The organism is Pseudomonas sp. R3.Fl (genome assembly GCF_023516765.1).
Taxonomy (GTDB): domain Bacteria; phylum Pseudomonadota; class Gammaproteobacteria; order Pseudomonadales; family Pseudomonadaceae; genus Pseudomonas; species Pseudomonas citronellolis.
The window spans coordinates 6942980-6958113 of the sequence record NZ_JAMGSO010000001.1 but is presented as its reverse complement, the minus strand read 5'-3'; the positions used below and the strand labels follow the sequence as shown (position 1 = coordinate 6958113).

Sequence of the window (15134 nt, the reverse complement as noted above, 5' to 3'; positions counted from 1 at the left end):
CTGGAAGGTTATACGCCCTACGCTCCCCGTCCCATCAGAACCGCCTGGCTCGCCTCGGCCTTTTCGCGGAGGAAGTCCCAGGTGGTGCGCATCCGCGCGATGTCCTTGAGCTCCGTGGGCATCAGCATCCAGAAGGTCCGCACGAACTCGATCTCGCCCGCCAGCACCGGCTGCAGGCTCGGGTCCTCGGCGGCGGCGAACGCCGGCAGGATGGCCAGCCCCGCCCCCTCGGCCACCGCGCGCTGCTGGGCCAGGATGCTGGTGCAGCGCAAGGCCATGTGCAGCGGCCGGCCGATCTCGTCCAGGTACTGCAGCTCCTTGCTGTACAGCAGGTCGTCGACGTAGCCCACCAGCGCGTGCTTGCGCAGGTCGTCGCGGTTGCGGATCGGCCCGCGCTCGGCCAGGTAGTCCCCGGCCGCGTACAGGCGCAGCACGTAGTCGGTCAGCCGGGTGATCAGGTAGGGCCCGCGGCCGGGGCGTTCCAGGGTGATGACGATGTCCGCCTCGTGGCGCGACAGCTGCAGCGCCCGCGGCACCGCCAGCAGGTCCACGCCCAGGTGCGGGTGGCGGCGGTTCAGTTCCACCAGCTGCGAGGTCAGCAGCGTCGAGCCGTAGCCTTCGGTGGCGCCGATGCGCACCTTGCCGGAGAGGTTGTCCTCGGCCCCGGCCAAGCGCTTCTCGATCACCTTGCAGGCGCTTTCCATGGCCTCGGCCTGGGGCAGCAGGCCGTGCCCGGCCTCGGTCAGCCGATAGCCGGAGGGCTCGCGCACCAGCAGCTGCGCGCCGATGCTCTTTTCCAGCGCCTGCAACCGCCTGGCCACCGTGGTGTGGTCCACGCCCAGGCGCCGCGCGGCCACGGTGAGCTTGCCGGCGCGGGAGAGTTCGAGGAAGAAACGCAGGTTGTCCCAGTCCATCGCCGGCTCCGAGTGTGCAAAAACGCAGAGCATGCTTGCACATCACCGCATTGAATTCATCAAAAATGCACTGCTAGGATCAATCCAATCTCCTTGAGGTACGCCCCAAGGCCCATAACAACAAACCGCCGCAGGCTGGGAGTTCCGATGAGTACCACCACTACTGCCGTTCCCACGGTCAAACTCTTCATCGACGGCAAACCCGTCGAGTCCACCAGCAGCGAATGGCGCGAGGTGATCAACCCCGCCACCCAGGAAGTCCTCGCCCGCGTGCCCTTCGCCACCGCCGAGGAAGTCGAGCGCGCCGTGGCCAGCGCCAAGGCCGCGTTCAAGACCTGGAAGAAAACCCCGATCGGCGCCCGCGCGCGCATCTTCCTCAAGTACCAGCAGCTGATCCGCGAGAACATGAAGGAACTGGCGGCCATCCTCACCGCCGAACAGGGCAAGACCCTGCCCGACGCCGAAGGCGACGTGTTCCGCGGCCTGGAAGTGGTCGAGCACGCCGCGGCCATCGGCAACCTGCAGCTGGGCGAGCTGGCCAACAACGTGGCCGGCGGCGTCGATACCTTCACCCTGCTGCAGCCGCTGGGCGTATGCGCCGGCATCACCCCGTTCAACTTCCCGGCGATGATCCCGCTGTGGATGTTCCCGATGGCCATCGCCACCGGCAACACCTTCGTCCTCAAGCCCTCCGAGCAGGACCCGATGGTGACCATGCGCCTGGTCGAGCTGGCCCATGAGGCCGGCATCCCGCCGGGCGTGCTGAACGTGGTCCACGGCGGCCCGGACGTGGTCAACGCCATCTGCGACCACCCGGACATCAAGGCCGTGTCCTTCGTCGGCTCCACCCGCGTGGGCACCCACGTCTACAACCGCGCCTCGCTGGCCGGCAAGCGCGTGCAGTGCATGATGGGCGCCAAGAACCACGCCGTGATCCTGCCCGACGCCAACAAGGACCAGACCCTCAACGCCATCGCCGGCGCGGCCTTCGGCGCCGCCGGGCAGCGCTGCATGGCGCTGTCGGTGGCCATCCTGGTGGGCGAGGCCAACGAGTGGATCCCGGACCTGGTGGCCAAGGCGCAGACGCTCAAGGTCAGCGGCGGCACCGAGGCGGGCACCGACGTCGGCCCGCTGGTCTCCTGCTCCGCCCTGGACCGCGTCAGCGGCCTGATCGAGCGCGGCATCCAGGAAGGCGCCAAGCTGGAGCTGGACGGCCGCAACCCGCAGGTGGCCGGCTATGAGAAAGGCAACTTCGTCGCCCCGTGCATCTTCTCCGGCGTCAGCGCGCAGATGAGCATCTACCGCGAGGAAATCTTCGGCCCGGTGCTCTGCGTGGTCTCGGTGAAGACCCTGGACGAGGCCATCGAGCTGATCAACGCCAACCCCAACGGCAACGGCACCGCCATCTTCACCCGCTCCGGCGCCGCCGCGCGGCACTTCAAGGAAGAGATCGACGTCGGCCAGGTGGGCGTCAACGTGCCCATCCCGGTGCCGGTGCCGCTGTTCTCCTTCACCGGCTCGCGCGGCTCCAAGCTGGGCGACCTGGGCCCCTACGGCAAGCAGGTGGTGCAGTTCTACACCCAGACCAAGACGGTCACCGAACGCTGGTTCGACGAGAACGAAGTGGGCGGCGCGGTGAACACCACCATCCACCTCAAGTAAGCCGCCAGAACCCGCCCGCGCGCCCCGCCGGCCAGGCCCTGCAGCAGGAAGCTGCGGGGCCACAGGCCACGCGCGGCGCGGGCCCTGTTCCCGACAACGACAACAAGGGGAAACCCCATGCGCATCGGCTTCATCGGACTCGGCAACATGGGCGGCCCCATGGCCGCCAACCTGCTCAAGGCCGGCTTCGACCTGAGTGTCTTCGACCTTTCCAGCGCAGCCGTGCAGGCCGCGGTAGCCCAGGGCGCCAAGGCCGTGGCCTCGCCGGCGGAACTGGCCGGCGCCGACGTGGAAGTGATCATCACTATGCTGCCGGCGGCGGCCCACGTGAAGCAGGTCTACCTCGGCGATGAGGGCCTGCTGGCCAAGGTGCAGCCCGGCGTGCTGCTGATCGACTCCTCCACCATCGACCCGCACAGCGCCCGCGAGGTCTCGGCGGCGGCCCAGGCCCACGGCAACCCGATGCTCGACGCCCCGGTCTCCGGCGGCACCGCGGGCGCCGCGGCCGGCACCCTGACCTTCATGATCGGCGGCGCGGCGGCCGACTTCGAACGCGCCCAGCCGGTGCTGGCGGCCATGGGCAAGAACATCGTGCACTGCGGCGGCGCCGGCAACGGCCAGGTGGCCAAGGTGGCGAACAACCTGCTGCTAGGCATCAGCATGATCGGCGTGGCCGAAGCCATGTCCCTGGGCGTGAAGCTGGGCATGGATGCAGAAGTGCTGGCCGGCATCATCAACACTTCCAGCGGCCGCTGCTGGGCCTCGGAAGTGAACAACCCGCTCACCGGCGCGCCGGCGGCCCGCGGCTACAGCGGCGGCTTCGGCACCGACCTGATGCTCAAGGACCTGGGCCTGGCCAGCGAGGCAGCCCGCCAGGTGCGCCAACCGGTGCTGCTCGGGGCGCTGGCGCAGCAGCTGTTCCAGGCGTTCAGCAACCAGGGTAATGGGCAGCTGGATTTCTCGGCGATCGTGAAGCTGTATCAGGAGGGGTGAGATCCTCTGCTCTCGTAGGAGCGAGCTTGCTCGCGAATGGAGTCAACCGGCGACGGTGGTGCTTGAGGTTGACTCCGAACCCTCTCTCTGAAGGGAGAGGGAGCTAGTCCGTGCCGGCTGAAAGCATGGCTTCAGCCGGACGCCGTAATATCCAGCTAACTCCGATATACCCGAGCACTCCGAACGGTCCCCTCTCCCTTCAGGGAGAGGGTTAGGGAGAGGGCGCTCTTCAGGCCACACACCATACCCAGCCCGGAACCCTGTTCGCGAGCAAGCTCGCTCCTACAAAAGCTCCAATCCCCTCCCGCACTCTGCGAAATTTCACACCCGACCTTTCCATTGAGCCCCTACAAACCCCGCCGGTAGGCTCTGCCCGTCACGGTCAATGCCGTGACACGGGTGTAGCAACCCGGATAGCTAAGGCGCGGTAGCGCCAGGCATCTCGATGCACTGGCGCTTTTTCTCGCTTCTGTGGCGGGCCGCGCGGGGCAGGCTTTGGCCTGGCCGGTTCCTTGGCTCCGGTTTGCTACCCCCGCGCGGCCCGCCTCCCATTCCGGAAGGCGGTTCCTCACCCACTCGAGGAGCAATGGACATGCAATTTCCGGCCAACCGCGTGCATCGCCCTGCTGCCTCTCATCCGGAGGCAGACGATGCCTGACATGATCCCCCTCACCACCCTTTCCCAACCCCACGAGGACGTGCTCTACGTCAACCTGCAGGCCCCGGTGGAGCACCTGATGGGCACCGCCGAACGTCGCCTGGAATCCCTCAGCGTGCTGCTGCGCCTGCTGGAAGACAGCGCCGATGAAATGCCCATGCCTTTGGGCGTGGCGCGCCTGTCCGCCAGCCTCGCACCGCTGCTGGAAGAAGCGCGGCAGTTGTACGAACTGGCCGAACGCAAGGCCCGGCAGGTACAGACCGGCGCCTGAGCCCACGGCGGAGGGCGCAGCGCCCTCCGTCCCCTGCTCCACCCGGCGGCCATCTCGGCTATGATGCGCGCTCTCCGTGTCCCCGCCTGGAAGCCCGCGCATGATCCTCCGCCCGCAAACCCCGACACTCTGGGTGCTGCTGTTCTCCCTCAAGGGCTCGATCATCCCGGCCATCTGGCGCAAGGTGCTCTACACGGTGCTGCTCAGCTCGCTGGTGGTGGCCACCCACGGCACCCTCTACCACTACAAGGTGGTGATCACCTCCACGCCCTTCACCCTCTGGGGCCTGACCCTGGCGATCTTCCTCGGCTTCCGCAACAACGTGGCCTACCAGCGCTTCTGGGAGGCGCGCACGCTCTGGGGCGAACTGCTGGTGGTGTCGCGCAACCTGGCGCGGCAGAGCCTGTCGCTGCTGCCCGGCCTGGACGACGCCGGGCGCCGCCTGCTGGCCCAGCGCCTGGCCGCCTTCGCCTACGTGCTGCGCGACCAGTTGCGCGAGCGCCCGCAGAGCGAAGACGCCCGCCGCCTGCTCGGCAGCGAACTGGCCGACGCCCTGGCGCACACGCCCGGCCCGGCCAGCGCCCTGCTCGCCCGCCTGGGCCGCGACTTCGCCGAGGCCGGCCGCCGCGCCAACGCCAGCGACATGCTGCTGGCCAACGTCGACCAGCAGGTGAGCCGCCTGTCCTACGTGCTCGGCGGCTGCGAGCGGATCAAGGGCACGCCCATCCCCTACCCCTACATCCTCATGCTGCACCGCATCGTCCACGTGTACTGCTTCCTGCTGCCGTTCTGCCTGGTCGACAGCATCGGCTGGTTCACCCCGCTGGCGGTGTGCGTGCTGGCCTACACCTTCTTCGGCCTGGACGCCCTGGGCGACCAGATCGCCGACCCGTTCGACACCCAGCCCAACGACCTGCCGCTGGACGCCATGAGCCGCCACCTGGAGATCGCCGTCATGGAGATCCTCGGCGAAAGCGAGCTGCCGGCGCCGCTGGAGCCGGTCGACGGCCTGCTGCTCTGATCCCCGAGGACCATCCATGAACCACCTGCAAGACGTTCCCCTGGCCAAGGCCTACCTGCTGCTCAACCACGGCCCCTCCACGATAGTCACCAGCGAACACGAAGGCTTGGCCAACGTGATGGCCGCGGCCTGGGTGATGCCGCTGGACTTCGACCCGCCCAAGCTGATGCTGGTGCTGGACCGCAACACCTGGTCGCGGCACCTGGTGGAGGGCTCCGGCGCCTTCGTCATCCAGCTGCCCTCGCGGCGCCAGGCCGAACTCACCCTGGCGGTGGGCTCCAGCAACGGCGGCGAGCTGGACAAGTTCGCCCGCTACGACATCGCCACCGCCCGCGCCCGCCAGGTGCAGGCGCCGATCGTCGAAGGCTGCCTGGCCTACCTGGAATGCAGGGTGATCGCCGAGCCGCACAACCAGGAGAAGTACGACCTGTTCATCGCCGAGGTGGTGGCGGCCTATGCGGACGAGCGGGTGTTCTCGAAGGGGCGCTGGCATTTTCCGGACGAGGAGTCGCGGACCATTCATTACCAGGCGGGTGGGGCTTTCTTTGCGACGGGGGAGGCGTTTCAGGTGGTTAAGGCGTGAAGGGCAAGAGCCCCTCACCCCAGCCCTCTCCCAGAGGGAGAGGGGGCCGTTCGGCATGCTCTGATGGCTTGGCTTCAGCCGGTGGTGCAGGAGTACGCTGATGCTTCAGCAGGCAGAGGACAGCCCCCTCTCCCTTCGGGAGAGGGTTGGGGTGAGGGCAGCCGCGCTCAACCCCCACACCCAGCCCTACCCCCGCACCGCCCCCGAAACCACCCGCCCCCGCAAACTCACCCAACACCCCGGCGCCCCATCCCCCACGCTCATCGCCAGGTCGTGCAGCCGCGCCACCGCCGCCACCAGGCTCAGCCCCAGGCCATTGCCCGGCGTATGCCGGCTGCGCTCGGAACGGTAGAAGCGCCGCAGCACCGCCTCGCGCTCGTGCTCGGGAATCCCCGGCCCGTTGTCGCGCACCTGCACTTGCACCGCGTCCCCATCCGCTTCCACCCGCACCTCGACACGCCCCTCGGCCGGGGTGAACTTCAGCGCGTTGTCCACCAGGTTGCTCAGGGCGTCGAACAGCAGGTGCGCATCGCCCTGCAGCCAGGCCGGCTGCGCCGGGCCGCTGTAGCTCAGGTGCAGGCCACGCTCCTCGGCCAGGGGCTCGAACAGTTCGACCACGTCGGCCGCCACCTGGGTCAGGTCCACCGCGACGAAGCCGGTGCGCCGCGCACTGTCCTCGATCTCGGAGATGCGCAGCAGCGCGCGGAAGGTCAGCAGCAGGCCGTGGGCGTCCTCGATGGCCTGGTCGATGGCCGCGGCGTACTCCTCCTTGCTGCAATCGCGCCGCTGGGCGCGCTCCAGTCCGGCGAGCAGGCGCGTCAGGGGGGTGCGCAGGTCGTGGGCGACGTCGTCGCACACGCCCTTGACCTCGCGCATCAGCCGCTCGATCTCGTCGAGCATGCGGTTCACCACCACCGCCAGGCGGTCGACGTCGTCGGAGCTGCCGCGCACCGGCAGGCGCTCGCTGAGGTCGCCCTTGACGATCCGCTCGATGGCCCCGGTCACCGCGTCCAGGCGCTGCTGCGAGGTGCGCCCGGCGATGATCGCGCCGGCCAGGCCGAGGATCAGGATCAGCACCCCGCCGGAAGCCATGGCGCTGACCAGCAGTTCGTCGAATTCCAGCAAGTCCTGGATGTCCTGGCCGATCACCAGCACCTCGCCCGAGGGCATGCGGTGGACGATGCCGCGCACCCGCCGCTCGCCGCCGGAAAGGCTGCGCCGGCTGAATTCGATGGGCGTGTCCAGCAGCGCGGTCGGCGGCTGCTCGGCGAGGGTGCCGGCCAGGCGCCGGCCGCTGGCGTCGAACAGCGCCTGGGGGAAGTGCTGCTCGGGGTCCTTGGCGGCGTGCTCCTGCACCTCGCGCAGCAGTTCGGGCAACTCCAGGCCGGCGCGGTTGTGGATCTGCCGCGTCAGGTTGGCCTGCACCTCGGCGCGCAGGTAGCCGGCGGTGCGCCAGTACACGTAGCCGAACAGCGCCAGCGAGGCCACGCCGAACAGCAGCAGGAACAGCAGCGCCACGCGGAAGCTGGTGGTGCGCGGAATCTCACTCAGGCGCCCGGAGAACATAGCCCGCCCCCCGCACGGTGTGGATCATCGGCGGCTCGCCGTCCACGTCGACCTTGCGCCGCAGGCGGCCGATGTGCACCTCGATGACGTTGGTGCGCTCGTCGTAGCGGTAGTTCCACACCGCCTCGAAGAGCATGGTGCGGGTGACGATCTGCCCGGCGTGGCGCGCCAGGTACTCCAGCAACTGGTACTCGCGCGGCACCAGGTCGATCGACCGTTCGCCGCGGCGCACCGAGCGGCGCAGCAGGTCGATGTCCAGGTTGCCGATGCGCAGGCGGCTGTCGCGCGCCTCGCCACCGCGCGCGGCACGGCGGGTCAGGGCGTCCAGGCGGGCGGTCAGCTCGATGAACTCGAAGGGCTTGGTCAGGTAGTCGTCGCCGCCGGCGCGCAGGCCGCGCACGCGTTCGTCGAGGTCGGAAAGCGCGCTGAGGATCAGCACCGGCGTCTCCACCCCGGCCGAGCGCAGCGCGGTGAGCATGGCCAGGCCGTCCATGCCGCCGGGCAGCATGCGGTCGAGGACGATCACCGCGAAGCTTTCGCTCAGGGCCCGCACCAGGCCGTCGCGGCCGTTGCCGACCAGGCTGACCTGATAGCCGTGGTCGTGCAGCGCGGCGCTGATCTCGGCGGCGGTGGCGGGGTCGTCTTCGACGACGAGAACCTGGGTCATGGGCGCGGTCCGTGGCGGCGGCGGGAGGTGTTCGGCAGTATATTTTGTCTGGCGCGGGCGAACGTCGGCCTCGCGCCAAGATGAACAAAAGTTTAGGTGCAACCTTGAGAATCCTGGTCATCGAAGACGACCCGCAGGCCGCCGGCTACCTGGTGCGGGGCCTGCGCGAGAGCGGGCACATAGTCGACGCCGCGGGCGATGGCGTCCAGGGCCTGGACCTGGCCCTGGAAAACCTCTACGACGCCCTGGTGGTGGACCGCCGCCTGCCCGGCCTGGACGGCCTGGAACTGGTGCGCCGGCTGCGCGCCGCCGGCTCCGACACCCCGGTGCTGATGCTCAGCGCCCTGGCCTCCACCCACCACCGCGTCGAGGGCCTGCAGGCCGGCTGCGACGACTACCTGGCCAAGCCCTACGCCTTCGTCGAAGTGCACGCCCGCCTGGCCGCCCTGCTGCGCCGCCCCGGCCGCCGCCTGCTCGGCGCGCGCCTGCAGGTCGGCGACCTGCAGCTGGACTGCGAGGGCCGCGTGGCCCAGCGCCAGGGCCGCAGCATCGTGCTGCAGCAGCGCGAGTTCCTGATCCTGGAAAAACTCATGCGCCACGCCGACCAGGTGGTGACCCGCGGCATGCTGCTGGAAAGCGCCTGGGACTACGACTTCGACCCGCGCGACAACGTCATCGACAAGCACATCCACCGCCTGCGGCAGAAGGTCGACCAGGGCTTCGGGTGCACGCTGATCCACACGGTCCCCGGCGCCGGCTACATGCTCAGCGAAACGCCGCCGGAATAGGTGGAGCCGAGGTGCCGGCGTCCAGGCGCTCGCGCAACCCGGCAGCGGCAGCTATACGCCCTACGCCGAGGTGCTTTTCGTAGGATGGGTTGAGCGAAGCGATACCCATCGCCCCCCCCAACCGAACACCGGCCCTGCCGACGGGATCGCGGACAGAGTCCGCTCCTACGCGGCTTCAGCCATTCCCGCTACAACAATGGATTCCACCGGCTCGGATCACATCCCCGCGTCCCCCCCACCTAAACTTTTATTCAGCTTGGGAAGAACCGCCCGGTAGCTGCCCGGCGCTAAGGTCGTCCATCACAGCAGCCCGCAGCACGCGGGACGCAGAAGGACGAACCCATGCCCCCAACCACCGCCGGCGCCCTGCCCCGGCTGGCCGCCGCCCTTTCCCTGGCCCTGCTCGGGGCTTGTTCGCTGGTGCCGCAGTACCAGCGGCCCGGCGTGCCCGTCGCCAGCCACTGGGACAATGCCGCCGCGCCCGCCGCCCAGATGCCGCAGCAGTGGTGGAAGGACTATGCCAGCGCCGAGCTGGACAGCCTGATCCAGCGCGCCGGCAGCGACAGCCTCACTCTGCAGGCAGCGGTGGCGCGGGTCGACCAGGCCCGGGCCAGTGCCCGCGTCACCGGGGCCGCGCTGTACCCGGACCTGAGCCTGGGCGGCAGCTACGTCCACGATCACGACAGCAGCAAGAACGCCCACGACCTCTACGCCCAGGCCAGCTACGAGTTGGACTTCTGGGGCCGCAACCGCGCCCTGGCCAATTCCGCCACGGCGCTGGCCCAAGCCACGGCCTACGACCTGGAGACGGCGCGCATCGGCCTGCAGGCGGATATCGCCGACAGCTACTTCCAGGTGCTCTCGCTGGACGAGCGCCTGGCCGTGGCCAAGCGCATCGCCAGCGACGCCGAGAACATCCTGCAACTGGTGCAGACGCAGTCGCGCCTGGGCTCTTCCTCCGACCTGGAGGTGGAGCAGCAACGCAACGCCCTGCAGAACTTCCAGGCCAACGTCAGCGTCCTGGCCCAGCAGCGCGACGCCGCGCTCTACCAGTTGGCGGTGCTGGTGGGCACCGCGCCCGAGGGCTTCGCCCTGCAGCACAGCGGCCTGGACGGCGTCCAGCTGCCCGAGGCGCGCGCCGGGCTGCCGGCCAGCCTGCTGAGCCAGCGGCCGGATATCCAGGCCGCCGAGGCGCGGCTGGTCTCGGCCAACTTCGATGTCGGCGCGGCGCGCGCGGCCTTCCTGCCGAACATCTCCCTGGGCGCCCTCGCCGGCAGTGACGTGCATACCGGCGGCGGGCTCTGGCAGCTGGCCGCCAGCCTCAGCCAGCCGCTGTTCGACGGCGGCCTGCTGGAAGGTCAGTTGCAGGCCGACCGCGCCCACGCCCGCGAGCTGGTCGCCGACTACCGGCAGAACGTGCTCCAGGCCCTGCAGGACGTGGAGACACAGCTCAGCGCCAACGCCCGCCTGGCGCAGACCCAGCGCATCGACCAGGCCGCCGTGGATTCGGCGCGCAAGGCCGCCGACCTGGCCCAGGTGCGCTATCGCCTGGGCAGCACCGACTTCCTCACCCTGCTGACCGTGCAGCGCACCCTGTACCAGGCCGAGGACAGCCTGCTGCAGGTGCGCCTGCAACGCCTGCAGGCCTCCGTCGGCCTGAACCGCGCGCTCGGCGGCGGCTTCCAGGCACCGGCGGGCGCCGAGCTGGCCAGCAATCAACCTTCCGCACAGGCGATTCGACCGTGAGCCCGTCCCAGCCCTCCTCCCAGCGGCGCTACTGGCGCCTGGCGTTCCTCTTCCTGGCCGTGGCGCTGGCCGTCTTCGCCTGGCGCCACTTCTCCGCCACCACGACGGCCAAACCGGCCGAGGCGCCGGTGCCCGTGAGCCTGGGCGTAGCCGACCAGCGCGACCTGCCGATCTGGCTGCAGACCATCGGCACGGTGCAGGCGCTGAACGCGGTGGACATCAAGGTGCGGGTGGACGGCGAGCTGCAACAGTTGCACTTCCAGGAGGGCCAGATGGTCAAGGCCGGGCAGTTGCTCGCCGAGATCGACCCGCGCCCCTATGCCGCCCAGGTGCTGCAGGCCAAGGCCAACAAGGCGCGCGACGAAGCGCAGCTGGCGGTGGCCAAGGTCAACCTCGAACGCGCCAGCAAGCTGGCCGCCGCCCATGCCGGGCCGAGCCAGGACGTGGACACCCTGCGCGGCCAGGTGGCCACCCTGCAGGCCACGATCCAGGCCGACCAGGCGGCGCTGGACACGGCCCAGCTGCAGCTCGGCTACACCCGCATCGCCGCGCCCTTCGCCGGGCGCACCGGGCAGCGCCTGGTGGACGCCGGCAGCATCGTCCACGCCAGCGACAACACCGGCCTGCTGACACTCACCCAGATGGCGCCGATCTCCCTGGCCTTCAGCCTGCCCCAGGAGGACCTGGCCGAAGTGCTGCAGGCCAACGCCGGGCAGGCGCTGCAGGTCGAGGCGCTGAGCCGCGACGGCCGCCAGCACATCGCCACGGGGCGGCTGAGTTTCATCGACAGCCAGGTCTCCAGCGGCAACGGGCAGATCCTGTTCAAAGCCGACTTCGCCAACGCCGACGGCAAGCTCTGGCCCGGCGAACTGCTCAGCGTGCGCCTGCTGCTGCGCACCGAGAAGGCCGCCACCGTGGTGCCGGCCAGCGCCGTGCAGCAAGGCCCGCAGGGTAGCTTCGTGTACGTGGTGGGGCGCGACCAGCAGGCCCAGGTGCGCGAAGTGAAGGCCGGCGCGGTGGTCGATGGCCTGCAGTGGATCCACCAGGGCCTGGCGCCCGGCGAAACCGTGGTCACCGGCGGCCAGTACCGCCTGGCCCCGGGGCTGAAGGTCGCCGCCCTGGCCGACGCGCGGCAGACCGCCAGCGCGGAGCAGCACCCATGACTCTCTCCGAGCCCTTCATCCGCCGCCGGGTGGCTACCACCCTGCTGGCCCTGGGCGTGCTGCTGCTCGGCGCCGCCGCCTACTTCCTGCTGCCGGTGGCGCCGCTGCCGCAGGTGGACATGCCGACCATCCAGGTCCAGGCCACCCTGCCCGGCGCCAGCGCCGAGACCATGGCCTCGTCCGTGGCCACGCCGCTGGAACGGGCCTTCGCCAGCGTTCCCGCGGTCACCCAGATGACCTCCGCCAGCTCCCTCGGGCTGACGCAGATCACCCTGCAGTTCGACCTGGAGCGCAACATCGACGGCGCCGCCCAGGACGTGCAGACGGCGATCAACGCCGCCGGCGGTAACCTGCCGAAGAACCTGCCGGCGCCGCCGACCTTCCACAAGGTCAACCCGGCGGAATTCACCTTCCTCTCCCTGGCCCTGACCTCGTCCACCCGCACCCTGCCAGAGCTGGACCGCTACGCCGACGACTACCTCGGCCAGCAGCTGTCGCAGATTCCCGGCGTCGGCCTGGTGGACTTCCACGGCGAGCAGCGCCCGGCGGTGCGCGTGCGCATCGACCCGGACGCCCTGGCCGCCCGTGGCCTGACTCTGGATGACGTGCGCGAGGTGCTGGGCAACGCCACTGTGGATGCGCCCAAAGGCAACCTCGACGGCGCCGAGCGCGCGGTGACTCTCGACACCACCGACCAGCTCACCCGCGCCGCGCAGTACGGCTCGCTGGTGATCGCCTACCGCAACGGCGTGCCGATCCGCATCAGCGACCTGGGCACGGTGATCGACGGCGCCGAGGACGTGCGCCAGGCCGCCGGCCTGCAGGGCCGGCCGACGGTGATCGTCGACATCCACAAGCAGCCCGGCTACAACGTGCTGGCGGTGACCCAGGCGATCAAGGACCGCCTGCCGGCGCTGATCGCGCAACTGCCGCGCGACGTGAAAGTGAACCTGGTGGGCGACCGCACCCAGACCATCGACGCCTCCATCGACGAAGTGCAGTTCAACCTGCTGCTGTCCATCGTCCTGGTGGTGGCGGTGGTCTTCGTGTTCCTGCGCAACGTCAGCGCCACCGTGATCCCGGCGCTGACCATCCCGCTGTCGCTGGTGGCCACCTTCGCGGCCATGTACGTGCTGGGCTACAGCCTGGACAACCTGTCGATCATGGCCCTGAGCATCGCCGTGGGCTTCGTGGTGGACGACGCCATCGTGGTGATGGAGAACATCATCCGCCACCTGGAGATGCACAAGCCGCCGCTGCAAGCAGCCATCGAGGGCACCGCCGAGGTGGCCTTCACCATCGTCTCCATGACCGTCTCGCTGGTGGCGGTGTTCATCCCCATCCTGTTCATGGGCGGGGTGATCGGCCGCCTGCTGCGCGAGTTCGCGGTGACCGTGAGCGTGGCGGTGGTGATGTCCGGGGTGGTTTCGCTGACGGTCACGCCGATGCTCTGCGCCTGGTTCATCCGCCACGACCTGCACGGCGTGCAGAACCGCTTCCTGCAATGGAGCGAGCGCACCTTCGACGCCCTGCTCGACGGCTACCGGCGCAGCCTGCGCCGCGTGCTGCGCCACGAACGCCTGACCCTGGCGGTGGCGCTGCTCACCCTGCTGGTCACCGCCGTGCTCTACGTCGAGGTGCCCAAGGGCTTCTTCCCGCAGCAGGACACCGGGGTGATCATGGGCGTGGCCGAGGCCAATGCGGATATTTCCTTCGCCGCGATGCGCGCACGCATGGCCGCGCTCAGCGAGGTGATCCAGCACGACCCGGACGTGGCCAACGTCTACTACTGGATCGGCCCCAACCCCACCCTCAGCCAGGGCCGGGTGATGATCAACCTCAAGCCCTACGAGCAGCGCGCGGCCAAGGCCGACCAGGTGGTAGCGCGGCTCAAGCGCGAACTGGCCGTGGTGCCGGGCATCGCCCTGTACATGCAGATCCGCCAGGACGTGCAGATCGGCGGGCGGCCGAGCAAGACGCAGTTCCAGTACACCCTGCAGGACCCGGACAGCCACGAGCTGGACCACTGGGCCGCGGTGCTGCTGGCGCGCCTGAAGCAGCTGCCGCAACTGCGCGACGTGGCCACCGACCAGCAGCAGGCGGCGCCGCGCGCCACCCTGCACATCGACCGCGACAGCGCCGCGCGCCTGGGCGTGAACGTGCAGGCCATCGACGACGTGCTCTACGACGCCTTCGGCCAGCGCCAGGTGGCGACGCTGTTCACCGCGCTGGACCAGTACCACGTGATCCTCGAACTGGACCCGCGCTGGCAGGTGTCCGAGGAAAGCCTCAAGCACCTCTACGCGCGCTCCAGCCTGACCGGCGAGCTGGTGCCGCTGAGCGTGCTCGGCCGCCTGGAGCCGGACCTGGCGCCCATCACCATCAACCACCAGGGGCTGTTCCCGGCGGTCACCCTGTCGTTCAACCTGGCGCCGGGCTACGCCCTGGGCGACGCGGTCGCCGCCATCCAGCAGGCCACCCGCCAGGCCGGCCTGCCGGACAGCGTCAGCGGCACCTTCCAGGGCACCGCCCAGGCCTTCCAGGACTCGCTGCGCAGCCAGCCGTGGCTGATCCTGGCGGCGGTGGTCACGGTGTACATCGTCCTCGGCGTGCTCTACGAGAGCCCGCTGCTGCCGCTGTCGATCCTCTCCACCCTGCCCTCGGCCGGCCTCGGCGCGCTGCTGGCATTGCTGCTGTGCGGCCAGGACCTGTCGCTGATGGGGATGATCGGCATCATCCTGCTGATCGGCATCGTCAAGAAGAACGCCATCATGATGATCGACTTCGCCCTGGTGGCCGAACGCGGCGGCATGACGCCGGAGCAGGCGACCATCGAGGGCAGCACCCTGCGCTTCCGGCCGATCCTCATGACCACCCTGGCGGCGCTGTTCGGCGCCCTGCCGCTGGCCCTGGGCACCGGCTCCGGCGCCGAGCTGCGCCAGCCGCTGGGCATCGCCATCGTCGGCGGCCTGCTGGTGTCGCAGGTGCTGACGCTGTACACCACGCCGGTGATCTACCTGTGGTTCTCGCGCCTGGCCGCCAGCTTCCGCGCCTGGCGCCAGGCCCGCGGCGGCCTGCTGCTGCCGCCGCAGCGCTGAGCGC

General features: G+C 69.7%; 12 protein-coding genes. 9 read left to right on the top strand and 3 right to left on the bottom strand.

All coding sequences use genetic code 11. The annotated features are described in order from the left end of the window. Positions 1-17 precede the first annotated feature (17 nt). A complete protein-coding gene (locus tag M8R19_RS30735) occupies positions 18-914 on the bottom strand; it encodes a LysR family transcriptional regulator (RefSeq protein ID WP_009619997.1) in 897 nt (298 codons plus the stop codon). Positions 915-1061: 147 nt separating this feature from the next. On the opposite strand from M8R19_RS30735, the gene M8R19_RS30730 reads away from it, so the two are divergent. The 5 genes from M8R19_RS30730 (at position 1062) to M8R19_RS30710 (ending at position 6102) form a co-directional block, all read left to right on the top strand. Beyond that, positions 1062-2576 carry a CoA-acylating methylmalonate-semialdehyde dehydrogenase gene (locus M8R19_RS30730; protein ID WP_249919852.1) on the top strand — a complete coding sequence of 505 codons (1515 nt, stop codon included), beginning with the start codon at positions 1062-1064 and terminating at the stop codon, positions 2574-2576. Positions 2577-2693: 117 nt separating this feature from the next. Beyond that, complete coding sequence (gene mmsB / locus M8R19_RS30725; RefSeq protein WP_249919851.1) at positions 2694-3569, top strand: 3-hydroxyisobutyrate dehydrogenase; 876 nt, start codon at positions 2694-2696, stop codon at positions 3567-3569. 650 nt (positions 3570-4219) lie between these two features. Beyond that, on the top strand, positions 4220-4498 hold the full coding sequence (locus M8R19_RS30720) for a hypothetical protein (RefSeq protein ID WP_249919850.1): 279 nt from the start codon (positions 4220-4222) through the stop codon (positions 4496-4498). Positions 4499-4598: 100 nt separating this feature from the next. Beyond that, positions 4599-5519: a bestrophin family protein gene (locus tag M8R19_RS30715; RefSeq protein WP_009619989.1), complete on the top strand. Its 921-nt coding sequence runs from the start codon at positions 4599-4601 to the stop codon at positions 5517-5519. Positions 5520-5535: 16 nt separating this feature from the next. Beyond that, positions 5536-6102 carry a flavin reductase family protein gene (locus M8R19_RS30710; protein ID WP_074979663.1) on the top strand — a complete coding sequence of 189 codons (567 nt, stop codon included), beginning with the start codon at positions 5536-5538 and terminating at the stop codon, positions 6100-6102. Between the two features lie 186 nt (positions 6103-6288). Here the strand turns inward: M8R19_RS30710 and M8R19_RS30705 are convergent, their stop codons facing one another. Continuing rightward, positions 6289-7668 carry a sensor histidine kinase gene (locus M8R19_RS30705; protein ID WP_249919849.1) on the bottom strand — a complete coding sequence of 460 codons (1380 nt, stop codon included), beginning with the start codon at positions 7666-7668 and terminating at the stop codon, positions 6289-6291. Then, entirely contained in the window at positions 7646-8335 is a 690-nt protein-coding gene (locus tag M8R19_RS30700; RefSeq protein ID WP_074979712.1) for a winged helix-turn-helix domain-containing protein, read from the bottom strand. Before M8R19_RS30700 ends, M8R19_RS30705 begins: the two co-directional genes overlap by 23 nt. Positions 8336-8439: 104 nt before the next feature. Here M8R19_RS30700 and M8R19_RS30695 point away from each other — a divergent pair, with 104 nt between their 5' ends. The 4 genes from M8R19_RS30695 (at position 8440) to M8R19_RS30680 (ending at position 15130) form a co-directional block, all read left to right on the top strand. After that, on the top strand, positions 8440-9123 hold the full coding sequence (locus tag M8R19_RS30695; RefSeq protein WP_249919848.1) for a response regulator transcription factor: 684 nt from the start codon (positions 8440-8442) through the stop codon (positions 9121-9123). Positions 9124-9465: 342 nt separating this feature from the next. After that, positions 9466-10869 carry an efflux transporter outer membrane subunit gene (locus M8R19_RS30690; protein WP_074979654.1) on the top strand — a complete coding sequence of 468 codons (1404 nt, stop codon included), beginning with the start codon at positions 9466-9468 and terminating at the stop codon, positions 10867-10869. Then, on the top strand, positions 10866-12032 hold the full coding sequence (locus tag M8R19_RS30685; RefSeq protein WP_249919847.1) for an efflux RND transporter periplasmic adaptor subunit: 1167 nt from the start codon (positions 10866-10868) through the stop codon (positions 12030-12032). The genes M8R19_RS30690 and M8R19_RS30685 overlap by 4 nt, the downstream gene beginning before the upstream one ends. Continuing rightward, positions 12029-15130, top strand: a complete 3102-nt coding sequence (locus tag M8R19_RS30680; RefSeq protein ID WP_249919846.1) for an efflux RND transporter permease subunit — start codon at positions 12029-12031, stop codon at positions 15128-15130. Before M8R19_RS30685 ends, M8R19_RS30680 begins: the two co-directional genes overlap by 4 nt. Positions 15131-15134 lie beyond the last annotated feature (4 nt).